The organism is Streptomyces sp. NBC_00727, assembly GCF_045161745.1.
Lineage (GTDB): Bacteria > Actinomycetota > Actinomycetes > Streptomycetales > Streptomycetaceae > Streptomyces.
This window is the reverse complement of the sequence record NZ_CP108981.1, coordinates 6198813-6223447: the sequence shown is the minus strand read 5'-3', so window position 1 is coordinate 6223447 and position 24635 is coordinate 6198813. Positions and strand designations below refer to the sequence as shown.

Genomic DNA, 24635 nt, shown 5'->3' with positions numbered 1-24635 from the left:
CCCCGCGCAGCCGGGGGCGCAACGCCGCCTCACGGCCCGGGTGTTCAGTCCTCGTGCCCGAGCTGGAGGTCCCGTTCGGTGCGTCCGCCGCCCGCGACCTGGAGGACGGTGGCGACGGGCGGGTAGCCGGCCGCGATCACGGTGTACTCGCCGGTGGACAGGTCCACGAAGCGGAACGCGCCGTCCGGTCCGGTGGTCACGGTGTCGACGACGTTGCCCGCCGCGTCCAGGAGCGTGACCCGGGCATCCTCGACGAGCCGCCCGGCACTGGCCCGTACGACACCGCGCAGCACGGCGCCGCCGGCCAGCTCGATGTCCTGCCGGGTCTCCCTGGCCGCCTGCACGCTGACCGGGAGCGCGGCGGGCCGGAAGGCCGGGGCGGAGGCGGCGAGGGTGTACTCGCCGGCGACCAGCTCGCCGATCACGTAGGCGCCCTCGCGGCCGCTGCGCGTGGAGGCGACCACCTCGCCGCGCACGTCGGTGAGGGTGACGGCCGCGTCCCTTACGGGCGTCCCGTCCGCCGTCACGACGGTCCCGGCGAGCCGGCCGGCACCGCCGAGCACCACGTCCAGCTCGACCGGGCGTTCGCCGACGGTGACGCTGACGGCCTGCGGCTGGTGGCCCCCGGCGGCGGCGATGAGGACGTACGAACCGGCGCCCGGCACGCTGAGCGCGTACCGCCCCTCCTCGCCGCTGGCGCCCCGGCCGACCTGCCGGCCCTGGACGTCGATGAGGGTGAGGGCGGCGCGCGGCACCTTCGTACCGTCGGGGTGCTGGACGCTGCCGGAGACGGGGACGCCGGAGAGGTAGCCGGCGGACGGGACGCCCGCGTCGGTGCGGGCGGAGGGGATCGGGGCGGTTTCGGCGGCGGTCTCGCGGCCTGCGGTGGTTTCGGGGCTGTGGGACACCAGCGGTTTCTCCTTGAGGAAGAAGGCGAAGAACAGGCCGAGCACGAGGACCGGCACGAGGTAGAGGAAGATCCGGGGCATCGCGTCGGCGTACGCCTGGATGTAGGCGTCCCGCAGCGCGGGCTCCATCGCGTGCACCAGCTGCGGGCTGATCGACTCCGGGTCGGGGAGGTCCGCCCCGGCGGGCAGCCGGACGGCGAGCGCGTCGGCCAGCCGCCCGGCGAACAGGGTGCCGAAGACGGCGGCGCCGACGCTGCCGCCGATCTGCCGGAAGTAGTTGTTGGCGCTGGTGGCGGTGCCCAGGTCGGCGGGGCGGACGGAGTTCTGCACGGCGAGGACCAGCACCGGCATGATCAGCCCGATGCCGAGCCCGAGGACCGCCTGCGCGATGCTGTATTCGACGCGCGGGGTGTCCGTCCCCAGCCGGGACAGCAGCCACATGCCCACCGCCGAGATCGCACTGCCCGCGATCGGGTAGACCCGGTAGCGCCCGGTGCGGGAGATGAGCTGGCCCGAGACGACGGAGGCCCCGACGATGCCGCCCATCATGGGGAGCATCAGCAGCCCGGACTCGGTGGCGCTGGCGCCGTCGACCATCTGCAGGAAGGTCGGCAGATAGCTGGCCGCGCCGAACAGCGCCACGCCGACGACCGCGCCGACCAGGGCGGTCACGTTGAAGATCGAGTCGCGGAACAGCCGCAGCGGGATGATCGGCTCGGGGGCGCGGCGCTCGACGAGGACGAAGAGCAGAGTCGTTCCGGCAGCGCCCGCGCCCAGCCCCAGGATGGTTCCCGAGCCCCAGGCGTACTCCGTGCCGCCCCAGCTGGTCAGCAGCACCAGGCAGGTGGAGGCGGCGGCGAGGAGGGCGGCGCCGAGGATGTCGAGCCGGGGGCGGACGGTGGGCCGGGGCAGCTTGAGGACGACGGTGATCACGGCGAGGGTGACCAGGCCGAACGGCACGTTGATGTAGAAGCACCAGCGCCAGGAGGCGTGGTCGGTGAAGAAGCCGCCGAGCAGCGGCCCGGCCACCGAGGCGAGGCCGAAGGCGGCGCCGATGAGTCCCATGAACCGGCCGCGCTCGCGGGGCGGGACCACGTCCGCGATGATCGCCTGCACGCCGATCATGAGCCCGCCGCCGCCGACGCCCTGGAGGGCCCGGAAGGCGATCAGCTGGTCCATCGTGCGCGACCAGCCGGCCAGCGCCGAGCCGACGACGAAGACGACGATCGCGAACTGGAAGACGCCCTTGCGCCCGAAGAGGTCGCCGAGCTTCCCGTAGACCGGCAGGCCGATCGTGGAGGCGAGCAGATAGGCGGTGACCGCCCAGGACATCTTCTCCAGGCCGTGCAGCTCGCCGACGATCTTCGGGAGCGCGGTGGCCACGATCATCTGGTCGAGCGCCGCGAGCAGGAGCGTGAGCATCAGCCCGACGAAGACCAGCCGGATGCGACGGGGGTCCGTCTCCATCCCGCCGTCCGGTTCGCCGGCGGCGGCCTCCTTCGCGGCGGGCGGCGGCGGGGGTGGGACGGTCGCGGGCGCGGGCGCCTCCTCGGCGTCCCCCGGGCCGCCCGGCTCGTCCTCCAACAGTGTGATGCCACCCACCACGTGCCGCTCCCCTCGTTGCGCTGCCGCACATTTCTCGCACCGCACGACAAGCGAGGGCAAACGCGACGGGGAGCGCCGACGGCGCACTCAGGGGGCGTATCCCCCGGTGGGAGGCACTACGGCGCACAACCGCCCGGCCGCAAAGACCACCCGAAACGGTGAGGCCGGACAGTGGTGACGGCGGGTCAGTTCTCGACCTCGGCGGCGAGGTTGGCCAGCAGCTCGTCGTAGATGCGGCCGAGGCCCTTGGGCGCGAAGGTCCGCTCGAAGAAGCCGCCGATACCTCCGGCGCCGTCCCAGACGGTCGTGACGACGGCCTTGGACCGGCCCTCGCCGGCGGGGGTGACGGTCCAGGTCGTGACCATCGAGGAGTTGCGGTCCTTCTCGACGAGCTGGCCTCCCCCATAGCCTGCGGCATGGGAGGTGCCCCCTGTCGGCTCGGTGACGTCGAGGAGGCAGTCGCGCACCCGCTTGCTGGTGGCCTGGAGCTTCCAGTGGACGAGGGTGCCCTCGCCGTCGCCGCCCTCGCGCACCTCGTACTCGCTGAAGTGGGCGGGCAGCACCTTGCCACGGACGTCCTTGTAGTCGGCCAGCGCGTCGAACACCGCCTCCGCGTCCGCCGCGATGATCCGCTCCGTCGTGGCTTCGACCTGCGCCATGGCTGTTCCTCCAGCACTCGGTTGTTCGGGGTGTGCTGAGCCAATCACCTCGCGTGTCCCGCTCAAAATCCGGTCCGGGACGAAGGGTAAAAAACGATCAAGGGAACAAGTGTTCTATTCTCGGTCGGGAACTACCGAGGAGGCGTCCATGCGCTGGGACAATCTGGCCGAGAACAACGCCAACACCCCCACAAGCGGTGCTGGTGCGCTCTTCGCCGCGGACGCGGTGACGACCAGGACCTTCGACACCCCTGAATTCCGGGGCATCACCTTCCACGAGGTCCGGGCCCGTTCGATCGTGAACCGGGTACCCGGGGCCTCCCGGATGCCGTTCGAATGGACGGTGAACCCGTACCGGGGCTGCTCGCACGCCTGCGTCTACTGCTTCGCCCGCAAGACCCACAGCTATCTCGACCTCGACACCGGGCTCGGCTTCGACTCGCAGATCGTCGTCAAGGTCAACGCCCCCGAGCTGGTCCGCCGCGAGATCGCCTCGCCGCGCTGGCACGGCGCGCACATCGCGATGGGCACCAACGTCGACTGCTACCAGCGGGCGGAGGGCCGCTACCGGCTGATGCCCGGCATCCTGACCGTCCTGCGCGACCACGCGAACCCCTTCTCGATCCTGACGAAGGGCACGCTGATCCTGCGCGACCTGGAGCTGCTGCGGCAGGCCGCCGAGGTCACCGAGGTCGGCGTCTCGGTCTCGGTGGGCTTCGTCGACGCCGAGCTGTGGCGGACCGTGGAGCCGGGCACGCCCGCGCCGGAGCGCCGGCTCGACGTCGTACGGAGGCTGAGCGAGGCCGGCATCGGCTGCGGGGTGCTGATGGCGCCCGTGATCCCGCACCTCGGGGACAGCCCCGAACAGCTGCGGGCCACCGTGCGCGCGATCGCCGCCGCCGGCGCGACCTCGGTGACCCCGCTCGTCCTGCATCTGCGCCCCGGCGCCCGCGAGTGGTTCATGGAGTGGCTGGGCCACCACCACCCGCATCTCGTACGGCGTTACGAGCGGCTGTACGCGGACGGCGCCTACGCACCGACCTGGTACCAGCGGCGTATCACCCGGTACGTGCACGAACTGGCGGCCGAGTACGGCATCGGGCCCTCGCACCGCGGGACCGCCCGCAAGCTCCCCCGGCGCGAGCCGCGTCCGCCGCTCGACGGCTCCGAACCCACCCAGCTGAGCCTGCTCTGAACGGGCGCGTCCCGGGCGGACGCGCAAACGGGTCATCTCTCCCCACAACGGGTCCTCCCGGCCGCGAATGCGGGGAACATCCGGCGGGGGCTGCGTCCCGCGCAGCCGTTTTCCCCCATCACGGGAGGCCATATGACGAACCGTTCAGTCATGCTGCTCGCCGCCGGTGCGACGGTCGCCGGTCTGGTGACCGCCGCACCGGCCGCGGCGGACACCGCGGCGCCGCGCGCCACCTCGCTCGCCTGGAAGGACTGCGGGACGAAGTCGTCCCCGGCCCTCCAGTGCGCGACGGTGCGCTCCCCGCTCGACCACGACGACCCGGCGGGCCGCAAGGTCACCCTGGCCCTGACGCGGGTACCGCACACCTCGAAGACCTTCCAGGGCCCGCTGCTGGTGAACCCGGGCGGCCCGGGCGGCAGCGGCTTGTCGATGGCCGCCTTCGTAGCCGCCTCACTGCCGAAGGCGGTCGCCTCGCAGTACGACGTGATCGGGTTCGACCCGCGCGGCGTCGGAAAAAGCCGGCCCGCACTGGACTGCCTGCCGGGGTACTTCGACCCGGTCCGGCCCGACCCGGTGCCGCAGTCCCTCGGGGGCGAGCGGGTCAACCGCGACCGGGCCCGTGACTTCGCGGCCGCCTGCGGCGAGAAGTACCCGGACCTGCTCCCGTACATGGACACCGTGAGCGCGGCCAAGGACCTGGACGTGATCCGGCGGGCGACCGGTGCCCGGCAGCTCAACTACCTCGGCTACTCCTACGGCACCTACCTCGGCGCGGTGTACGCGAAGCTGTTCCCGGACCGCGTCCGGCGTCTGGTGCTCGACTCGAACGTGGACCCCGAGGGCGTCTGGTACGAGGACAACATCACCCAGGACTACGCGTTCGACACCCGGCACAAGGCGTTCGCCGCCTGGGTCGCCAAGTACGACGCCACCTACCGCCTGGGCGGCGACCCGGCGAAGGTCGAGGCCGCCTGGTACCGGATGCGGGACGCGGTGAAGAAGCGTCCGGCGGGCAAGAAGGTCGGCGCGGGCGAGCTGGACGACACGTTCCTGCCGGGCGGCTACTACAACGGCTACTGGCCGGTGCTGGCCGAGGCGTTCGCCGCCTACGTCAACGACAAGGACGAGAAGCCGCTCGTCGCGGCGTTCGAACGGTTCGGCGCGGTGGACGCGGACGGCGACAACGGCTACTCGGTCTACACGGCCGTCCAGTGCCGGGACGCCGACTGGCCGCGCGACTGGAACACCTGGCGCAACGACACCTGGCGGGTGCACGCGAAGGCGCCGTTCATGGCCTGGGGCAACACCTGGTACAACGCCCCGTGCGCCGACTGGCCGGTGGAGCCGCTGAACCCGGTCCGGGTCTCCAACCACGCCCTGCCCCCGGCGCTCCTGTTCCAGGCGACGGACGACGCGGCCACCCCGTACGAGGGCGGCGTCACCCTGCACCGCAAGCTGCGCGGCTCCCGCCTGGTCGTCGAGCAGGGCGGCGGCAACCACGGCGTCACCCTGAGCGGCAACGCCTGCCTGGACCGCTACCTGACGGACTACCTCGCCGATGGCACCCTCCCCCGCGCCGGCCGCGGCGAGGCGGACGCGGTCTGCGCGAAGACCCCCGACCCGAAGCCGGAGACCGCCAAGTCGGCCCGCCCGGCGGCGCGTCCGGACAGCGACCGGGGCAGCGTGCTGCACGGACTGCTGGGGTTCCGGGGCTGAAAAAAGACAGTGCCTCTCCTGGGGGCGTGCGCGAGGATGGCCGGGTGATGAATCGGCCGGCTCCCGCGCACGCCCCCGCCCCATGGATCCGCGACATGACGCTCGCCGACTGCGAAGCCGTCGCGACGGTCCGGGTACGCGGCTGGCAGAGCGCCTATGCGGGGCTGATGCCGCAGACCCACCTGGACGCGATGGACATCGCCGAGAACGCGCAGCTCCAACGCCGGTACCTGGCCTCGCCGAGCGGTGTCGTCAACGTGGTCGCCGAGCGACCGGACCTCGGCGTCATCGGCTGGGCCGCCCTCGGCCCGTACCGCGAGGAGGGACGCCGCCTCGAACGCGGCGAGCTGTACGCGATCTACGTCCTCCCGGAACAGACCGGGACCGGCGTGGGCCGCGCCCTGATGGCCGAGGTACTCACACGCGCCACCGCGGCCGGGCACCCGGACCTCGCCCTGTGGGTGCTGAGGGACAACGCCCCGGCCCGCCGCTTCTACGAGCGCGCGGGCTTCCACGCGGACGGGGCCGAGGAGCCCTTCGACGTGGACGGCGTCGCGGTGCCGGAGGTGCGGTACGTACGCGCGCTCCACGCGAGCCGGGCGAGCGTCTTGGTATAGGCGGTGAGCAGCGCTCTGGCGGCGTGTGCACAGAACAGCAGGTGTTTGCCCCGTGGAGTTCGGCGAAGGTAAACCGCCCCGTTGACAGCCTGTCGCCTGTACCTGACCATGCGTTACGGGATCACGTCGTCTGGCTCGACCCGTGGGGGGCATATGTCAGAGGGTCTGTACGGCTGGCTTGTTTCTGCCGTTGCAGAGTTCGGTCGGGCGGCCAAGATCAAGCTTTCCGGCGGCGGCAGTGCCGAAGCCTCGATACGAGGTCCACTCGAAGCCCTGCTCAAGGTAGTCGGTGAGCGGCATCACCAGCACGAGGTGAGCTGGCACGACGAATACTCGCTCCCGGACCTGGGCGTCCGGCCGGACTACGCGGTGCGGGCCGGGGGTGAGCTGACGGGCTATATCGAGCTCAAGCGGCCCGGCCTTTCCGTAGACCCCAGCACCTTCGGCAAAGCCAACACGGAGCAGTGGGAGAAGCTCCGGAATCTCCCCAACGTCCTCTACTCCAACGGAACCGAGTGGCGGCTGTTCCGCGATGGACAGCAGGTCGGAGAGACGGTCTGGTTCAGTGGTTTCCTGAAGAGTGCGGGATCGGCGTTGGCCCCGGCCGATCCGGCGGCCTTCGATGCTCTGCTCAGGGTGTTTCTGAACTGGAAACCTCCCGCGATCTCCAATGTCTCCCGGCTGGTTCAGCACGTCGCTCCTCTGTGCAGGCTCCTGCGGTCCACCGTGGTGGAACAACTGGCCGCCGAAGGGAAGTCGTCCGCCGCGGACGACGACCCGCGAGCGAGGCCCTTCACCGGCCTCAAGAACGAGTGGCGCAGACTACTGTTCCCCACCGCCGACGACGCCACGTTCGCGGACGGTTACGCCCAGGCCGTGACCTTCGCGCTCCTCCTCGCCCGCTCCGAAGACGTCCTCGTGCCGGACGTCGGCCTCCATGACATCGGCCGCCGCCTGGACGCCGACCACGCCCTCATGGGCAGGGCCTTGCAGCTGCTCACGGACAACGTCAACGACCGCTTCCGGGTGACACTCGAACTGCTGCAACGCACGATTACCGGTGTGGACTGGCCCGCCATCCGGGCCGGCAACCGGGACGCGTACCTCCACCTGTACGAAAACTTCCTGACTGTGTACGACCAGGCGCTGCGCCAGAAGAGCGGCTCCTACTACACCCCGCACGAGATCGTGGAGGAGATGGTCCGCCTCACCGACGACGTGCTGCGCACCCGCCTCGGACAGCAGACCGGCTTCGGTGAGGACGACGTACGCATCGTGGACCCGGCCATGGGCACGGGCACCTACTTGCACACAGTCATCGAGCGGGTGGCGGAGCAGGCGGCCGACCGCTTCGGCCCCGCGATGGCCCCCGACGCCATCGCCCGGCTCGCTGCACGCCTCTACGGTTTCGAGCTGCAGATGGGCCCCTTCGCCGTGGCCGAGCTCCGGACTTCGGACTTGCTGAAGCGTCACAGGACGCCGGTGCCCGAGGGCGGGCTCAACCTCTTCGTCACCGACACCCTCGACAATCCCTTCGTCGAGGACGAGCAACTGCACGTGTACGACGCGCTGTCCGCATCCCGTCGGCGGGCCAATCATGTCAAGGCGAACATCCCGGTGAACGTCGTGATCGGAAACCCGCCGTACGACGACAAGGCGGAGAGCCGCGGCGGCTGGGTCGAGAAACGAAACGGCAGCCGCGCATCACCCCTGCTCGACGACTTCAGGCTCGCCGGCAACGGCCGTTATGAGCACGTCCTCAAAAACATGTACATCTACTTCTGGCGCTGGGCCACCTGGAAGGTATTCGACGCGCACGACGACGAACGGCACGGCGTCGTCTGCTTCATCACCCCATCCGGCTGGGTGACGGGTCCCGGCGGGCGGGGCATGCGGCAGTACCTGCGGAGCACGTGCGACTAGGGATGGATCATCAACCTCTCCCCGGAGGGCCAGCGGGCCGAGGTATCCACTCGTCCCTTCCCCGGTGTCGCCCAGCCCCTGGCCATCTGCGTCTTCGTCCGCAAAGCCCAAGGGGAACGCCGCGCAGATCACGCGGCCCGCGTGCACTACCGCTCCGTATCAGGCAGTCGTGACGAGAAGTTCCGCCGGCTGCGCGACATCCGTCTGGACGACGACGGCTGGAAGGACACCCATCTGGCGGGGCACCGCCCCTTTACACCGGTTACGCAATCGGGCTGGGGGGAGTTCCCCGCTCTGGACGACCTCTTCCCGTGGGGCAGCCCCGCTGTCAAGGCGAACCGGTCCTGGGTCAGCAGCCCGTCGAAGGAGACCTTGCGCCGCCGGTGGGTGACGCTGGTCCGTGAACCCGACCCGGAGATAAAGTCCGAGCTGTTCAAAGAGACGCCGGACCGCAAGCTCGGCGAGAGGAGGGAGCCGCTCCCCGGTCGCACCGCGCACCCCGGCCCGATCGGCGAGGAGACACGCAGCCGTCCCGAGACGGTGCGCATCGCGCTGCGCAGTTTCGACAGGCAGTGGCTGATCGCGGACAACCGCGTCCTCGATCGGCCTCGCCCCGATCTGTGGGCTGCGACCCACAACGGCCAGATCTTTCTGAACCACCAGTCCTCGCACGCGATCGACTCCGGCCCGGCCGTCGTGGCCACGCACCTCTTACCCGATACGCACCACTTCAACGGCCGTGGCGGCCGTGTCATGCCGATCCTGCACCCCGATGGATCGCCCAATACCCCGGCAGGGCTTCTGCCTTACCTCACACGGGCCCTTGGCGGCGAGCCGGTGACCGTGTCGGACCTCGCCGCCTACACCGCCGCCGTCACCGGCCACAGCGCCTTCACCGAACGCTTCGCGGAGGACCTGCTCACACCCGGCGTACGCCTGCCACTGACCCGTGACGCGGAACTGTGGAACAGGGCTACGGCTCTGGGCGCCGAAATCCTCTGGGCGTCGACGTACAGCGAACGCTTCGCCGACACCCGGGCCGGCCGCCCCGTCGGCGACGTCGGGTTCCCGTCCGGCGACGAGCGGCAGGTCCGCTACCTGACCCACATCGGCGGCACCGTCCCGAACGCGATGTCCTACGACCCCGAGACCGAGACCCTGCACGTGGGTGAAGGCACCTTCGCACCGGTGCCGGAGGCCGTCTGGGCCTATCACGTGGGCGGAATGCGGATCCTGAACAAATGGTTCGGCTACCGCAAGGCAAAGCCGACGAGCAAGAAGACGAGCCCTCTGGACGACATCCACGTCGAGAGCTGGCCCCCGGAGTGGACGACGGAACTGATCGAGCTGCTCTGTGTCCTGCGCCGTCTCACGGATCTGGCCCACGCGCAGAGCGCCCTGCTCACAGAGATCCTCGCGGGCGAGGTCATCACGGGCGCCGAGCTTGCAGCGGAAGGGGTGACGCTCGCATCGGTCTCCGCCCGCAAGCCCCGGCACCGGCCTGTGGGAGGGCTCTTCACAGAGGGGAACGTCGTCTGACGTCAAGGGCTCACGCCGGGCGCGACGCTCGCCCAAGTGCCTCGGCAAGCGAGATGGACCCCTGGGCGAGTCTACGAACGGTCCGGGCGAAGTGCGGTGCCGCCGCTTCGCCGGACTCGGTGAAGCGGGCTACGTCACTCAACCTCGACTCGGACGCCTCGGCCGTACGGCGGTAGTGAACCGCTGCTCCGAGATCCGTGACCAGCAGCCAGTCGTCCCGTTGCTCCAGCAGCCGCAACCATGCCAGGACCGGCACATCGACGCGCACCTGATCCGGATCGAGACCGCGTGCCACCGCGGCCCCTGCGTGCTGCCGGCCGCCACTGCCGGGGTCGGGCAGCGCGGCGGCAGCCAACTGGGCAAGAAGTCGCCACTGCGCGTCGGTGAGGTCCATGTCGGGCACGGGGGCCGGGGCATGCATGGCGTCATGCCTAGCACATGGGCGCGTCCCGCTCAGGACGCCGCCTCGTCGGAGCGGATATCGATGCGTGTGAGCACGGCCTCCGCGAGCGCGCGGAACTCCTTGTAGCAGGTCTTCACATACTGCTGTGTGCTCCCCAGGGCGCCGTCGGCCGGCCTGAGGTCGAACATGGGCTTGCGCGCATCGTGGGCCAGTGGCATAAGACTGCGATAGTTCCTCAGCGTGGCAATGCGATGCTGATCGTCGATCGCCGAAGGCGTGGCTTCGTCCAGGACCTTGGAGGTGTAGACCCAGGGGATCCGTTCGAGCCATCGGCCGTACGCCTTGACAGGCCGGTCTAGGCGCATTTCCGGCTGCATAATGACGTAGCCGAGTGGGCGCATGGCGGCTTTCGGCGCCGAGATGCCGGACGGAACCCTCGGCAGTACCAAGCTCTGCCAGTCCCGGCGCCATTCGCGCAGGGTGGGGCCGAGGTTACTGAGGCCCTTGAGTGAGAAGAGGTCTGCGGCGAGGGGCATCAACACGGTGTCGGCGGAGATCAGTGCGGCCCGGTTGATCGCTCCGAGGTTGGGTCCGACGTCGATGAGAACCACATCCGCCTCCACCGCCCGGGCCGCCTGCTCGATGATGCGGTGGAAGGCGGTGGACGTACGGATGGCCGCGACGTCTCCGGCGTAGGCCCGAGACCACTCGTTGGACAACTTGTCCTCGAACCGGCTGAGGTCCAGGCTTCCCGGCAGGAGCCACAGACCGGGCTGCAACTGGGCGGGCTCGATCTCTGCAATATCGCCGGTGCCCTCGAGAATGGGCCGCACCGCGTCGGCGATTGTCTGTCCACTGCGAACTCGTCCTGTCCCCGGCAGGCCCTGCGCCGCGGCACCCTGATCGATGAGCTCGGAAGGGTTCTCCCACAGCTCCTCGATCTCTGTCTCCTCCAGACACATCGAGGTGAGGTTGGCCTGCGGATCGAGGTCCACGGCCAGCACGCTCAGGCCGAGCCGCCTGATCATGTGGGCCAGGTGGTAGGCGAGGGTGGTCTTGCCCACCCCGCCCTTGTTGTTGAACAGAGCAATGGACGTCATGCGGCGGCCCTTCGGATGATAACGGCCCAGGAGACATCGTCGATCTGGAATTCGGCAGGCGGGTTCCCGTTGCTCTCCAGGGACCGGTGCACCCGACCGATCCCCCGGCCGAATCGGTTCACATAACCGAGCCCCTTGAGGGCGGCGGCCAGCGACGGATTGCGGTAGTCGGTCACCCGGTCGAAGTTGTCCTCCCGAACCTGCCCGAAGGGGCCGCCGGGGTTGGTGACCTCGATGCGGTCGTCGAACCACACGATGCGCGTGGGCGCGTAGGACGTCTCGTAGTTGCGGTGCATCAACGCGTTCATGCAGATCTCGCGCAGAGCCTCCAGCGGGTAGTCCGGCTGCCGGGATTCCCGGAAGCCGTCTTCCACCAGCCGCGTCCGCAGATTGCTGCGGAGGAGCGGTTCGAGCCGCTCGGAGACATCGACGAGGTTCTGTCGTAGTTCTTGGTCATCCGCGATCGGCGCGTCGAGGTCCACGCCCTCGAACCGCACGGGCGTGGTGTCGGACGCATTGACGTGAATGCGAACGATTGGCTTGCCCTGGTAGACGGCCGGATGCACGACGAAGGAGGGGCGGTCGAGGATGCGCCCGTCGTCGCGGAGATCGGTGAGCGCCAGCAGCGCTGTGTCACTGACGTCGACGCCGTCAAGCGCTCTGCCCTCGTCGTCCACTCCGACCAGGATGTCCCCGCCACCGGCACCGCAGAGGTCATTGGCCATCGCGCAGACGGCGTTGCCGATGGCGTCCCCGCGCTTGCCCTGCCGCTTGGCAGTGCTCTTGAACTCCAGGGAAGGCGTCTCCCGAGTGCCGAGGACTTCGGCCAGATCCACGTCGTTTGCGTTCACGGCAGCCATTCTGCCGCTTCTGCCTTCGCATCGTCGGGACGGGCGGAGCGGCGGGCCGCGGCCTGGGGCGAACGTGAGGAGGAAGGTCGGCTCCGGCTCTGGGCCGGCGCCGGCTCGTACTGTTCCCCCGCCGGCGCAAGAGGTGTCAGCCGGACTGCAACCCCCAGGGTGTGCGGTCCCGCCTCCGCCTTCCGGAACCGCCGGCGCTCCTGGCGTGGCTACCTGGGTGTGGCTGTGCGGTCCGGACCGGGCGCGTCACGCGTCCGGGCAGGAGATCTCCGCCCAGACGGTCTTGGTGCAGACGTCCCGGCTCTCGCAGCCCCAGGCCTCGGCGTACGCCGCGACGAGGAGGAGCCCTCTGCCGGAATCCGCCGTGAGCGGGGCGGGACCCTCCGGCAGAACCGTCGGCGGCCCGCATTCGGGGCGCGCGTCGGTGACCTCGACGCGGATGCGGTCCCGGTGGCGTTGCAGGGTGAGGCGGAAGTCCCTCCCGGCGACCCGTCCGTGGGTGATGGCGTTGGCCGCCAGTCGGTGGTTGCGTGTGATGGCTGCATCTCGCCACCGTCTCGCCCCGAGTACGGCACGGCCCAGGCTGTCGGGTGGTACCCGGTCTCCGGTACGGCAGTTGTACGGGTCCCACCCGCGTTCCACACCCCCTATGGCTCGTTGGCAGGCAGTAGGAGAATGACTGCTGCGGGCAGGAGACGTGATGAGCAGAGCGAACGAAACCGCATGCGCGCCGCCCGGCCGGCGTGAGCGCGCCGGCAACGGTGCCGACGGGAAGGAGCGCCCCGCCGCGTGGAGCGCGTACGGCAAGCTGCTCCGCCTCTTCCGCGAACGGTCGGGACTCACCCAGCAGGCGCTCGCCGACGCGATCGGCTACTCCCTGGAGCAGGTCGCTTCCGTGGAACAGGGCCGCCGACCAGCCAAGGCAGCTTTCACCGAGGCCGCGGAACGGGTGCTGGACGCGTGCGGGGCGCTGCGGGTGTTGCAGGAGGACGTGGACCGGGCGAAGTTGCCGGAGTTCTTCCGCGACTTCGCCCTGTTGGAGGCCGAAGCGGTGAGCCGCTTCTCGTACGACCCGATGCTGGTGCCCGGGTTGTTGCAGACGGAGGCATACGCACGCGCTCTGCTCGAAGCGCACTTCCCTCCCCTCGAAGAGGACGCCATTGAACAGCACGTCACCGCACGGCTTGCTCGGCAATCACTCCTGACCCGCAAAAACCCCTGCGTCGTCTTCTCGTTCATCCTCGAAGAGGGAGCGCTGCATCGCATGGTGGGCGGTGGTGCCGTCATGGCCGAACAGCTGGCGCGACTCCGGGACTGCACGCGCATGCGAAACGTGGATATCCAGGTGATGCCGACCATGCGAGCGGCACACAGCGGGGTAAACGGCCAAATGGTGCTGCTGGAGACCGTTGAACGCCGCCAGTTCGTTTCCATCGAAGCTCAGGGCATCGTCAACATCCGCTCCGACCGCAACGAGGTCAGCGAGTTCTGGCTGCAGTATGGAATGCTGCGGTCGCAGGCTTCCAACACGGAGGAGTCTGCCCGCCTCATCGAGCAACTGGCAGGAAGAGATGCGTAAGCAACTACGCGGCAGTACCCCCCGCGAACTGACGTGGTTCAAGAGCAGCCACAGTGGGACCAACGGGGGCGACTGCGTGGAGGTCGCGGCTTCGGTCACCACTGTCCACGTACGGGACTCCAAGAACGCCGCGCAGTCGCCCTTCACCGTGCAGGTCGGCAGCTGGTCCCGCTTCGTGGGGTTCGTGGCTCAGGGGTGAACCCCACCCAGCCCGTCACCTGCATGGCGTCTGGCTGAGGGTCGTCCTCCGGGCGGTCGCCCGTGCGACCGGCAGCGGCAGCCCGTACTTCTCGCACAGGAACCGGGTCTGGCCGTACCGCTGCGCCTCGGGGGCCACCCCACCCAGGACCGCGGAGTTCATCCCGGCACCGACGAGGACACCCACGAACGGCACGACCTTGGCGACGTTCGTGACTGGCACCCGCGCGCCGGCGGGACCCATCTGCTGCAGCAACTTCTCCAGCGCGGCCACGAGTCGGTGGTCCTGGCGGAGCTTGCTCGACCAGTCCACCCGGCCCTTGAGCGCCTCCGCCGCCCGCGCGGTGTTACGCAGCGGCCCTGCCTTGCCGCCTGAGCCATGAAGGACCGCTGTACCAGGCGCTGGATGAAGTCCTGCTCCTCGGGGTCCTTGGCTCGTAGCCGTACGAGTACGCGATGCGCGCTGCGATCGACGTGCTCATGACTTGGATGACGGGGATGTCCGCCGTCATCGCGACGGGGATACCGGCGACGGGCGCCATGGCCGGCGCGCCCATGGCGCCGCCCTCGCCCACCGGCTGGCGCACAGCGCGGACCACCGGGCCGGGTTCGGACGTGAACAGCCGCTCCGCCCGCTCACCCCTCCCCCAGCCGGCTGAGCGCCTCCCGTGCCGCGTCCGCCAGCCGGGGCCGGGGCAGCGCGGCCTGCAGGACCGGGCGGGCGGCGGCGTCCCCCAGGGACCCCAGGCCCTCCACGCAGGCCAGGGCGACCCGCCAGTGCGGTTCGTCCGGGCCGAGGAGCCGGGACAGGGTGGTGACCAGCGCGGGTACGGTCTCCGGGGCGCGCAGGGTGGTGAGCAGACGGACCGGGTGGAGGGCGTAGGCCGTGCGCAGGGGGTTGGTGGCGAGGGCGGCGGCGGCCCGGGGGGTGCGGGGGTCGGCGAGGCGGGTCAGGGCGTGGGCGGCGCTGACGCAGCGTTCGGGGTCGCGGTGGTTGAGGAGGAGCACCAGGGGTTCGAAGGCGCGGCGGTCCCCGGCGCAGCCCAGGCGGAACGCGGCGATCTCGCGGGCCCAGAGCGGGCGTTCGTGCTCGACCAGGACCCGGGCCAGTTCCTCGTCGTCCTCGGTGGCGAGCAGGGCGCGATAGGCCGCGGACTCCCCCGCCTCGTCGGCCAGTCGGTGCGTCAGCGAGCGCAACTCCTCGTCGTCCATGACTGTCAGCGTACCGGCGGACACGGTGCGTATCCACGGGGCCAGGAAATGTGGCCCGTGCCACAACTGGGCAGGGCTGGCGCGCTCGTTACCCGCCGGTTAAGCTCAGGTGAGCGGGACATTCTCCCGTCGGCTCCGGTGGCCTGGTGACGCAGCCACCCGGAGTGTTGTCGGTTCGGCAGCTGTACGAGACGTGGCTCCGGGACAGAGTCCGTCGCTCCCTTTCCCTCCCGTGCGTGGATCACGCCCGGTGGTCGAGCACCACGACAGGCAACTCCCGCACGCCGTGCGCCTCGCGCGCCCCGTGCGTCCCTCAGTCGTCACTCATCCCTGGAGTCCCGTGATGGACATCCCTCTCTCCACCATTGCCGTCGTCGGCCTCGGCACGATGGGCACCGGTATCGCCGAGGTCCTGACCCGGTCCGGCCGCGAGGTCATCGGCATCGACGTCGACGAAGCCGCCGCCCGCCAGGCCGTCGCCTCCCTGGAGGCGTCCACCGCCCGCGCCGTGGAGCGCGGGCGGATCACCGAGGAGGAGCGGCGTGACGCCCTCGCCCGGTTCCGCACCTTCTCCGACCTCCAGGCGGCCGCCGACGCGGAGCTGGTCATCGAGGTGGTGCCGGAGTCCTACGAGATCAAGCAGCAGGTATTCCGGGAGCTCGACGCGATCGTCTCCCCCACCACCATCCTCGCGACCGGCACCAACGCCCTGTCGGTGACCCGGCTGGCCGCCGAGTCGCAGCACCCGGAGCGGGTGCTCGGCCTGCACTTCTTCAACCCGGCGCCGGCGATGAAGCTCGTCGAGGTGGTCTCCTCGGTGCTGACGGCCCCGCCCGCCGTCGAGGCGGTCACCGAGCTGGCCCGCCTGCTGGGCAAGGAGCCGGTGGCCATCGGCGACCGGCCCGGGTTCGTCGCCGACGGCCTGCTGTTCGGCTACCTCAACCAGGCCGCCGCGATGTACGAGGCGAACTACGCCACCCGCGAGGACATCGACGCGGCGATGAAGCTGGGCTGCGGGCTCCCGATGGGGCCGCTGGCCCTGCTGGACCTGATCGGCATCGACACGGCCCGTACCGTCCTGGAGGCGATGTACTCCTCCTCGCACGACCGTCTGCACGCCCCCGCCCCCGTCCTCGGCCAGCTCGCCGCCGCCGGACTGACCGGCCGCAAGGCGGGCCGCGGCTTCTACACGTACGCCGGTCCGGGCAGCCAGACCGTGGTGCCGGACGCGCTGACGCCGGCCCCGCGCGGCGAGGAGGCCGCCGGGCGCACCGTGCGGTCGGTGGGCGTCGCGGGCTCCGGGACGATGGCCTCGGGCATCGCGGAGGTCTTCGCCAAGGCGGGTTACGACGTGGTGCTCGCCGCGCGCGGCCAGGAGAAGGCGGACCTCGCCAAGGCCAGGATCGCCAAGTCGCTGGACCGGTCGGTCACCAAGGGGCGGCTGACCGAGCAGGCCCGGGACGAGACGCTGGCCCGGATCACCGCCGCGGCCTCACTGGACGCGTTCGCCGAGGTGGACCTGGCCGTGGAGGCGGTCGCCGAGGACCTGGCGGTCAAGCAGCAGCTGTTCGCCTCGCTCGACAAGGTGTGCCGGCCGGGCGCGGTGCTGGCCACGACCACCTCCTCGCTGCCCGTCGTGGCGATCGCCCGCGCCACCGGGCGGCCCGAGGACGTCATCGGGATGCACTTCTTCAACCCGGCGCCCGCGATGAAGCTCGTCGAGGTCGTCCGTACCGTCCTCACCGCGGACGACGTGCACGCCACGGTCCACGAGGTGTGCCTCAAGGTGCGCAAGCACCCGGTGGACTGCGGGGACCGGGCCGGGTTCATCGTGAACGCGCTGCTGTTCCCGTACCTCAACAACGCGATCAAGATGGTCGAGGAGCACTACGCGTCGCTCGACGACATCGACGCCGCGATGAAGCTGGGCGGCGGCTACCCGATGGGCCCGTTCGAGCTGCTGGACGTCGTCGGCCTCGATGTCTCGCTGGCCATCGAGAAGGTGCTGCACAGCGAGTTCCGCGACCCGGGCCTGGCGCCCGCCCCGCTCCTGGAGCACCTGGTGGCCGCGGGCTGCCTCGGCCGCAAGACGGGGCGCGGCTTCCGCGAATATGCCCGGCGCTGACGCCGGGGCCGGCTGGGGCGGGCTGCTCGGTCCGCCGGGCGGTCCGCCCCCGCAGGCGCGCGCTCCCGCACGGATGCAGTACGTTCACACCATGTCCCAGCCCGCCAGGTCCTCCCGTGTGTCCGCCGCGCCCGACGTTCCGGAAAGTGCCGCAGGCACCCGAGCCGCGGCCCAGCGGCTCAAAATGCGCCGCGAGCTGGCCGCCGCGGCGATGGAGCTCTTCGCGACGAAGGGGTACGAGGCCACCACGGTCGACGAGATCGCCGGTGCCGCGGGCGTGGCCCGGCGGACGTTCTTCCGGCACTTCCGCTCCAAGGAAGAGGCGATCTTCCCGGACCACGACGACACCCTCGTACGGGCCGAGGCGGTCCTCAACGCGGCTCCCGCGCACGAGCACCCGCTCGACACGGTGTGCAGGGGCATCAAGGAAGTCATGCGGATGTACGCGGCCAAGCCCGCGGTCTCCGTGGCCCGTTACAAGCTGACCCGCGAGGTGCCCACCCTGCGGCAGGCGGAGATCGCGTCGGTAGCCCGTTACGAGCGGCTGTTCACACGTTACCTGCTGGGCCACTTCGACGAGCGCGACCACCACCCCGGCAACGACGACCCGCTGCTGGCCGAGGTCGCCGCGTCCGCCGTCGTCACCGCGCACAACCATGTGCTGCGCCGCTGGCTGCGGGCGGACGGGCAGGGTGATGTGGAGGCGCAGCTCGACCAGGCCTTCGCCATCGTGCGCGACACGTTCGGCACCGGGATCGGCGCGGGCCGCACGGCCGGGGCGGAGCCGGCGAAGCCGCCGGCCGCCTCGGTGGAGACCCAGGGCGAGGTGCTGGTCGCGGTGGCGCGCACGGACGCCCCGCTGGACGAAGTGATGCGGACGATCCAGCAGGCCCTCAAGGAGCGCTGAGCGTCCCAGGGAAACCCTGTTGCCGAGGTGGGCCCCCGGTGCTGGGGTGTGCGCATGAACGATCATGTGACATCCGAGCGCGCCCGCCTCCTCGCCGTCTTCGACCGGGTGATGCGCGAAAAGGCCCGCCCCGACGGCCCGGGCGGCCGCGCCGAGCGCGTGGGTGACGTCGTACGGCAGGTGGGCGCCGCGCACGACTGGAACGGGGTGGTGTGGTCCTCGCCGGACCTGGACGCCGCCCGCGCCGACGCGGCGATCGCCGCCCAGGTGACCCACAGCGAGCTGCTGGGCTGCGACGAGTTCGAGTGGAAGCTGTACGGGCACGACCGGCCCGCCGACCTGGGCGCGCGGCTGCTGGCGGCCGGCTTCGAGGCCGAGGTGCCGGAGACGCTGCTCGTGGCGCGGGTGGCGGAGCTGGCGACGGAGGTACGGCTGCCGGAGGGCGTCCGGCTGGAGGAAGTGCGGGACGAGGCGGGCGCGGAGCTGATGGCGCGCGCTCATGAGCGGGCGTTCGGCACGGACGGGTCACGGCTGCGGCGACAGGTTCTGGCCCGGTTGCGGGAGGACCCGGAGCACTTCGTGGCGCTGATGGCCATGGCGGGCGACGAGCCGGTCAGCTCGGCCCGGATGGAGCTGTACCCGGGCACGGGCTTCGCGGGGCTGTGGGGCGGCGGCACGGACCCCGCGTGGCGCGGGCGGGGCGTCTACCGGGCGCTGGTGGCGTTCCGGGCGGGCGTGGCGGCGGAGCGGGGTTACTCGTACCTCCAGGTCGACGCCACCGAGGACAGCCGCCCGATCCTGGAGCGCCTCGGCTTCACGGCCCTGACCACCACGACCCCGTACCTCTACCGCCCCACCCCCTCCTGAGCGGGCATCCGCGGGCAATTCGGCCCATACCGCTGCCCGTGTTGCTCATGCGTAGCAGTCGACTGACAATTGAGGGAAATTACTGGCACCGAGTGCCTTGTCAGCTGTCACGCAGTGCCATACGTTGAAGGCGTCCGGGCGGCCGGCGTGCTGGGATCTCACGTACGCCGGCTGTCCCCGCAAGCCACGTGCCTGCGCGCCCGGACGCCTGCGTCACCAGGCAACCCTTCTGCTCCACCGAGCAAGCAGCCGAGCATCACCCGCCGAACCGACGGCACACCTCCAGACCCGTCCCCCCTGCCCGCAGGGACCCCTCAGCGTTCCCTCAACGCAGCACCCCGGAGGCACCCGTGAAGGAAATCCTGGACGCGATCCAGTCGCAGACCGAAGCGAAGGGCGGCTCCGCCGCGCCCACCGCCGCCGACTTCGCGGCGCTGTCGATCCCCGAGTCGTACCGCGCGGTCACCGTGCACAAGGACGAGGCGGAGATGTTCGCCGGGGTGGACAGCCGCGACAAGGACCCGCGCAAGTCCCTCCACGTGGAGGACGTGCCGGTGCCGGAGCTCGGTCCGGGCGAGGCCCTGGTCGCGGTCATGGCCAGCTCGGTGAACTACAACTCCGTCTGGACCTCCATCTTCGAGCCGGTCTCCACCTTCGGCTTCCTGGAGCGCTACGGCCGGGTCAGCGAGCTCACCAAGCGCCACGACCTGCCGTACCACGTCATCGGCTCCGACCTGGCGGGCGTCGTCCTGCGCACCGGCCCGGGCGTCAACGCGTGGAAGCCCGGTGACGAGGTCGTCGCGCACTGCCTCTCGGTCGAACTGGAGTCCTCGGACGGCCACAACGACACGATGCTCGACCCGGAGCAGCGCATCTGGGGCTTCGAGACCAACTTCGGCGGCCTGGCGGAGGTCGCGCTCGTCAAGTCGAACCAGCTGATGCCGAAGCCCGGCCACCTCAGCTGGGAGGAGGCCGCGGCTCCCGGGCTCGTCAACTCCACCGCGTACCGCCAGCTCGTCTCGCGCAACGGCGCCGGCATGAAGCAGGGCGACAACGTGCTGATCTGGGGCGCCAGCGGCGGCCTCGGCTCGTACGCCACGCAGTTCGCGCTGGCCGGTGGCGCCAACCCGATCTGTGTCGTCTCCAGCGAGCAGAAGGCGGAGATCTGCCGGAGGATGGGCGCCGAGGCGATCATCGACCGCAACGCCGAGGGCTACAGGTTCTGGAAGGACGAGCAGAACCAGGACCCGCGCGAGTGGAAGCGGTTCGGCAAGCGCATCCGTGAGCTGACCGGTGGCGAGGACGTGGACATCGTCTTCGAGCACCCGGGCCGCGAGACGTTCGGCGCGAGTGTCTACGTGACCCGCAAGGGCGGCACGATCGTCACCTGCGCCTCGACCTCGGGCTACAACCACGAGTACGACAACCGCTACCTGTGGATGTCGCTCAAGCGCATCATCGGCTCCCACTTCGCCAACTACCGCGAGGCGTGGGAGGCCAACCGCCTGATCGCCAAGGGCAAGATCCACCCGACGCTCTCCAAGGTCTACTCGCTGGAGGAGACCGGCCAGGCCGCCCACGACGTGCACCGCAACGCCCACCAGGGCAAGGTCGGCGTCCTGGCACTGGCCCCGCGCGAGGGCATGGGCGTGCGCGACGAGGAGATGCGCGCCACGCACCTGGACGCCATCAACCGCTTCAGGAACGTCTGAGGTCCGGCCATGACCGAACGTCAGAAGGACCGCCCCTGGCTCATGCGGACGTACGCGGGCCACTCCACGGCCGAGGCGTCCAACGAGCTGTACCGGCGCAACCTCGCCAAGGGCCAGACGGGTCTGTCGGTCGCCTTCGACCTGCCGACCCAGACGGGGTACGACCCCGACCACATCCTGGCCCGCGGCGAGGTCGGCCGTGTCGGTGTGCCCGTGTCGCACCTCGGTGACATGCGCCGGCTGTTCCAGGACATCCCCCTGGAGCAGATGAACACCTCGATGACGATCAACGCCACCGCCATGTGGCTGCTGGCGCTCTACCAGGTCGTCGCAGAGGAGCAGGGCGCCGATCCGGGCAAGCTGCAGGGCACCACGCAGAACGACATCGTCAAGGAGTACCTGTCGCGGGGGACCCACGTCTTCCCGCCCGGGCCCTCGCTGCGGCTGACCACCGACATGATCACGTACACGGTCAACCGCATCCCCAAGTGGAACCCGATCAACATCTGCAGCTACCACCTCCAGGAGGCGGGGGCCACCCCCGTCCAGGAGATCGCGTACGCGATGTCGACGGCCGTCGCGGTCCTCGACGCGGTGCGCGCCTCCGGGCAGGTGCCCGAGGAGAAGTTCGGGGCCGTCGTCGCACGGATCTCGTTCTTCGTGAACGCGGGCGTCCGCTTCATCGAGGAGATGTGCAAGATGCGCGCCTTCGGCCGCATCTGGGACCGGGTCACCCGGGAGCGCTACGGCATCACCGACGCCAAGCAGCGCCGGTTCCGATACGGCGTCCAGGTCAACTCGCTGGGCCTGACCGAGGCGCAGCCGGAGAACAACGTCCAGCGCATCGTGCTCGAAATGCTGGCCGTGACCCTCTCCAAGGACGCCCGCGCCCGCGCGGTCCAGCTGCCCGCCTGGAACGAGGCGCTGGGGCTCCCCCGGCCCTGGGACCAGCAGTGGTCGCTGCGCATCCAGCAGGTCCTGGCGCACGAGAGCGATCTGCTGGAGTACGAGGACATCTTCGCCGGTTCGCACGTCATCGAGGCCAAGGTCGACGAGCTGGTCGCCGACTCGCTGGCCGAGATGGACCGGATCGAGCAGATGGGCGGCGCCATGGCGGCCGTCGAGTCCGGCTACCTCAAGTCCGAGCTGGTCTCCTCGCACGCCGAGCGGCGGGCCCGGATCGAGGCCGGCGACGAGAAGATCATCGGCGTCAACGTCTACGAGACGACCGAGCCCAACCCGCTCACCGCCGACCTCGACGGGGCGATCATGACGGTCGACCCGGCGAACGAGGCCAGGGTCGTCGCCGCGCTCCACGAGTGGCGCGACAACCGCGACGAGCTCCGCGCCACCGAGGCGCTGGCCGCGCTGAAGAAGGCCGCCGCCGGCACCGGGAACCTGATGGAGGCGACCGTCGAGTGCGCCCGCGCCGGGGTCACCACGGGTGAGTGGTCCTGGGCGCTGCGGGACGTCTTCGGCGAGTTCCGGGCGCCGACCGGGGTGTCGTCCGCCCCGGTCGCGGTGACCGCCGAGGAGGGCTCGCCGCTCGCCCTCGTACGGGAGAAGGCCGCGCGGACCGCCGAGGACCTGGGTGTCGGGCGGCTGCGGCTGCTGGTCGGCAAGCCGGGCCTGGACGGGCACTCCAACGGCGCCGAGCAGATCGCGGTGCGGGCCAGGGACGCCGGCTTCGAGGTCGTCTACCAGGGCATCCGCCTGACGCCCGAACAGATCGTGTCTGCCGCCGTCGCCGAGGACGTGCACTGCGTCGGCCTGTCCATCCTGTCCGGCTCGCACGCCGAGCTGGTGCCGGACGTGCTGACCCGGCTGCGCCGCACCGGGGCCGGCGACATCCCGGTCATCGCCGGCGGCATCATTCCCCCGGCCGACGCCGAGGCCCTGATCGGGGCAGGTGTCGCCGCCGTGTTCACCCCGAAGGACTTCGGAATCACGGAGATCATCGGCCGTATCGTCGACGAGATCCGGAAAGCGAACAAGCTCGACCCTCTGGAGGTCCCCGCATGACTGCCGTCAACCGACTGCGCCCGCGCCGTTCCTGTCTCGCGGTACCGGGAAGCAACCCCCGGTTCCTGGAGAAGGCCCAGGGCCTCCCGGCCGACCAGGTGTTCCTGGACCTGGAGGACGCCTGCGCGCCGCTCGCCAAGGAGGGCGCCCGCCACCACATCGTCGACGCGCTGAACAACGGCGACTGGACGGGCAAGACCCGGGTCGTCCGCGTCAACGACTGGACGACGCACTGGACGTACCGCGACGTCATCACGGTCGTCGAGGGCGCCGGACCGAACCTCGACTGCATCATGCTGCCGAAGGTCCAGGACGCCCAGCAGGTCGTCGCGCTGGACCTGCTGCTGACCCAGATCGAGAAGACCATGGGCTTCGAGGTCGGGCGGATCGGCATCGAGGCGCAGATCGAGAACGCCAAGGGCCTCGTCAACATCGACGAGATCGGCGCAGCCTCGCCGCGTCTGGAAACGCTGATCTTCGGCCCGGCCGACTTCATGGCGTCGATCAACATGAAGACCCTGGTCGTGGGCCAGCAGCCGCCCGGCTACCCGGCGGACGCGTACCACTACATCCTGATGCGCATCCTGATGGCGGCCCGTACGCACGACCTCCAGGCGATCGACGGCCCCTTCCTGCAGATCCGCGACGTGGACGCCTACCGCGAGGTGGCCGGCCGCGCGGCGGCGCTCGGCTTCGACGGCAAGTGGGTGCTGCACCCCGGCCAGGTCGACGCGGCGAACGAGGTGTTCTCGCCCTCGCAGGAGGACTACGACCACGCCGAGCTGATCCTGGACGCCTACGACTGGTGCACCTCCGAGGAGGGCGGCAAGAAGGGGTCGGCGATGCTCGGCGACGAGATGATCGACGAGGCCAGCCGCAAGATGGCCCTGGTCATCGCCGGCAAGGGCAGGGCGGCCGGCATGCGGCGCACCTCCAAGTTCGAAGCCCCGGAGGCCTGATATGCAGTTCGGACGCACTTACGAGGAATTCGAGGTCGGTGCGGTCTACAAGCACTGGCCCGGAAAGACCGTCACCGAATACGACGACCACCTCTTCTGCCTGCTGACCATGAATCATCACCCGCTGCACATGGACAGCAACTATGCGGAGAGCACGACCGATTTCGGCAAGAACGTCGTCGTGGGCAACTACATCTACTCACTGCTGCTCGGCATGTCGGTGCCGGACGTCTCCGGAAAGGCCATCGCCAACCTGGAGATCGAGTCGCTGAAGCACGTGGCGCCGACCTTCCACGGCGACACCCTCTATGGCGAGACGACGGTTCTGGACAAGACGCCGTCGCGGTCCAAGAACGACCGCGGAATCGTCTACGTGGAGACCAAGGGCTACAAGCAGGATGGCACGCTGGTCTGCGTGTTCCGCCGCAAGGTCATGGTCCCCACGGAGACGTACATCAAGGAGCGGGGCGGGGAACAGCCCGGCCGCCCGGAGCTCAGCCAGCCTTCGCAGAAGAACGTGGAGAAGTAG

Annotated in this window: 22 protein-coding genes; 14 read left to right on the top strand and 8 right to left on the bottom strand. The window is 70.2% G+C overall.

Annotated features, from left to right (window positions below):
• Positions 1-44 precede the first annotated feature (44 nt).
• Together OG242_RS28125 and OG242_RS28120 are read right to left on the bottom strand one after the other, a co-directional pair.
• Entirely contained in the window at positions 45-2513 is a 2469-nt protein-coding gene (locus OG242_RS28125) for an MFS transporter (RefSeq protein ID WP_405900812.1), read from the bottom strand.
• Positions 2514-2698: 185 nt separating this feature from the next.
• Positions 2699-3172 carry an SRPBCC family protein gene (locus OG242_RS28120; RefSeq protein ID WP_405900811.1) on the bottom strand — a complete coding sequence of 158 codons (474 nt, stop codon included), beginning with the start codon at positions 3170-3172 and terminating at the stop codon, positions 2699-2701.
• A gap of 148 nt (positions 3173-3320) precedes the next feature.
• Between OG242_RS28120 and OG242_RS28115 the strand changes: the two genes are divergently transcribed.
• From OG242_RS28115 to OG242_RS28095, 5 genes are all read left to right on the top strand, one after another.
• The gene (locus tag OG242_RS28115; protein WP_405900810.1) at positions 3321-4367 is read left to right on the top strand and encodes an Rv2578c family radical SAM protein; all 1047 of its coding nucleotides are present in this window, start codon (positions 3321-3323) and stop codon (positions 4365-4367) included.
• 132 nt (positions 4368-4499) lie between these two features.
• Positions 4500-6083: an alpha/beta hydrolase gene (locus OG242_RS28110; RefSeq protein WP_405900809.1), complete on the top strand. Its 1584-nt coding sequence runs from the start codon at positions 4500-4502 to the stop codon at positions 6081-6083.
• Between the two features lie 95 nt (positions 6084-6178).
• A complete protein-coding gene (locus OG242_RS28105) occupies positions 6179-6700 on the top strand; it encodes a GNAT family N-acetyltransferase (protein WP_405900808.1) in 522 nt (173 codons plus the stop codon).
• Between the two features lie 108 nt (positions 6701-6808).
• The gene (locus tag OG242_RS28100; RefSeq protein WP_405900807.1) at positions 6809-8623 is read left to right on the top strand and encodes an N-6 DNA methylase; all 1815 of its coding nucleotides are present in this window, start codon (positions 6809-6811) and stop codon (positions 8621-8623) included.
• A 141-nt stretch (positions 8624-8764) separates the two neighbouring features.
• Positions 8765-10162: a type ISP restriction/modification enzyme gene (locus OG242_RS28095; RefSeq protein ID WP_405900806.1), complete on the top strand. Its 1398-nt coding sequence runs from the start codon at positions 8765-8767 to the stop codon at positions 10160-10162.
• Between the two features lie 10 nt (positions 10163-10172).
• Here the strand turns inward: OG242_RS28095 and OG242_RS28090 are convergent, their stop codons facing one another.
• The 4 genes from OG242_RS28090 to OG242_RS28075 form a co-directional block, all read right to left on the bottom strand.
• Positions 10173-10583 (bottom strand): hypothetical protein, encoded by a 411-nt coding sequence (locus tag OG242_RS28090; RefSeq protein WP_405900805.1) that lies wholly within the window; start codon positions 10581-10583, stop codon positions 10173-10175.
• A gap of 32 nt (positions 10584-10615) precedes the next feature.
• Positions 10616-11665, bottom strand: coding sequence for a ParA family protein (locus OG242_RS28085; protein WP_405900804.1), 1050 nt, complete (start codon positions 11663-11665; stop codon positions 10616-10618).
• Complete coding sequence (locus OG242_RS28080) at positions 11662-12525, bottom strand: ATP-binding protein (protein ID WP_405900803.1); 864 nt, start codon at positions 12523-12525, stop codon at positions 11662-11664. The genes OG242_RS28085 and OG242_RS28080 overlap by 4 nt, the downstream gene beginning before the upstream one ends.
• A 246-nt stretch (positions 12526-12771) precedes the next feature.
• Positions 12772-13167 carry an ATP-binding protein gene (locus OG242_RS28075; protein WP_405900802.1) on the bottom strand — a complete coding sequence of 132 codons (396 nt, stop codon included), beginning with the start codon at positions 13165-13167 and terminating at the stop codon, positions 12772-12774.
• Positions 13168-13225: 58 nt separating this feature from the next.
• Between OG242_RS28075 and OG242_RS28070 the strand changes: the two genes are divergently transcribed.
• A complete protein-coding gene (locus tag OG242_RS28070; RefSeq protein WP_405900801.1) occupies positions 13226-14104 on the top strand; it encodes a helix-turn-helix domain-containing protein in 879 nt (292 codons plus the stop codon).
• Complete coding sequence (locus tag OG242_RS28065) at positions 14097-14303, top strand: DUF397 domain-containing protein (RefSeq protein ID WP_405900800.1); 207 nt, start codon at positions 14097-14099, stop codon at positions 14301-14303. Before OG242_RS28070 ends, OG242_RS28065 begins: the two co-directional genes overlap by 8 nt.
• A 15-nt stretch (positions 14304-14318) precedes the next feature.
• Here the strand turns inward: OG242_RS28065 and OG242_RS28060 are convergent, their stop codons facing one another.
• Both OG242_RS28060 and OG242_RS28055 read right to left on the bottom strand, forming a co-directional pair.
• Positions 14319-14615, bottom strand: a complete 297-nt coding sequence (locus tag OG242_RS28060) for a hypothetical protein (RefSeq protein ID WP_405900799.1) — start codon at positions 14613-14615, stop codon at positions 14319-14321.
• Positions 14616-14938: 323 nt separating this feature from the next.
• Complete coding sequence (locus OG242_RS28055; RefSeq protein ID WP_405900798.1) at positions 14939-15514, bottom strand: adenylosuccinate lyase; 576 nt, start codon at positions 15512-15514, stop codon at positions 14939-14941.
• 343 nt (positions 15515-15857) lie between these two features.
• On the opposite strand from OG242_RS28055, the gene OG242_RS28050 reads away from it, so the two are divergent.
• The 7 genes from OG242_RS28050 to OG242_RS28020 all read left to right on the top strand — a co-directional run bounded on the left by OG242_RS28050 (position 15858) and on the right by OG242_RS28020 (position 24635).
• Positions 15858-17639 carry a 3-hydroxyacyl-CoA dehydrogenase family protein gene (locus OG242_RS28050; RefSeq protein ID WP_405900797.1) on the top strand — a complete coding sequence of 594 codons (1782 nt, stop codon included), beginning with the start codon at positions 15858-15860 and terminating at the stop codon, positions 17637-17639.
• Positions 17640-17730: 91 nt separating this feature from the next.
• The gene (locus OG242_RS28045) at positions 17731-18546 is read left to right on the top strand and encodes a TetR family transcriptional regulator (RefSeq protein WP_026243049.1); all 816 of its coding nucleotides are present in this window, start codon (positions 17731-17733) and stop codon (positions 18544-18546) included.
• Positions 18547-18600: 54 nt separating this feature from the next.
• Positions 18601-19413, top strand: a complete 813-nt coding sequence (locus tag OG242_RS28040; protein WP_405900796.1) for a GNAT family N-acetyltransferase — start codon at positions 18601-18603, stop codon at positions 19411-19413.
• A gap of 350 nt (positions 19414-19763) precedes the next feature.
• Entirely contained in the window at positions 19764-21125 is a 1362-nt protein-coding gene (ccrA, locus tag OG242_RS28035) for a crotonyl-CoA carboxylase/reductase (RefSeq protein ID WP_405900795.1), read from the top strand.
• A gap of 9 nt (positions 21126-21134) precedes the next feature.
• Positions 21135-23147, top strand: coding sequence for a protein meaA (locus OG242_RS28030; protein WP_405900794.1), 2013 nt, complete (start codon positions 21135-21137; stop codon positions 23145-23147).
• Positions 23144-24106: an HpcH/HpaI aldolase/citrate lyase family protein gene (locus OG242_RS28025; protein ID WP_405900793.1), complete on the top strand. Its 963-nt coding sequence runs from the start codon at positions 23144-23146 to the stop codon at positions 24104-24106. Before OG242_RS28030 ends, OG242_RS28025 begins: the two co-directional genes overlap by 4 nt.
• Position 24107: 1 nt before the next feature.
• Positions 24108-24635 carry a MaoC family dehydratase gene (locus tag OG242_RS28020; protein ID WP_402328173.1) on the top strand — a complete coding sequence of 176 codons (528 nt, stop codon included), beginning with the start codon at positions 24108-24110 and terminating at the stop codon, positions 24633-24635.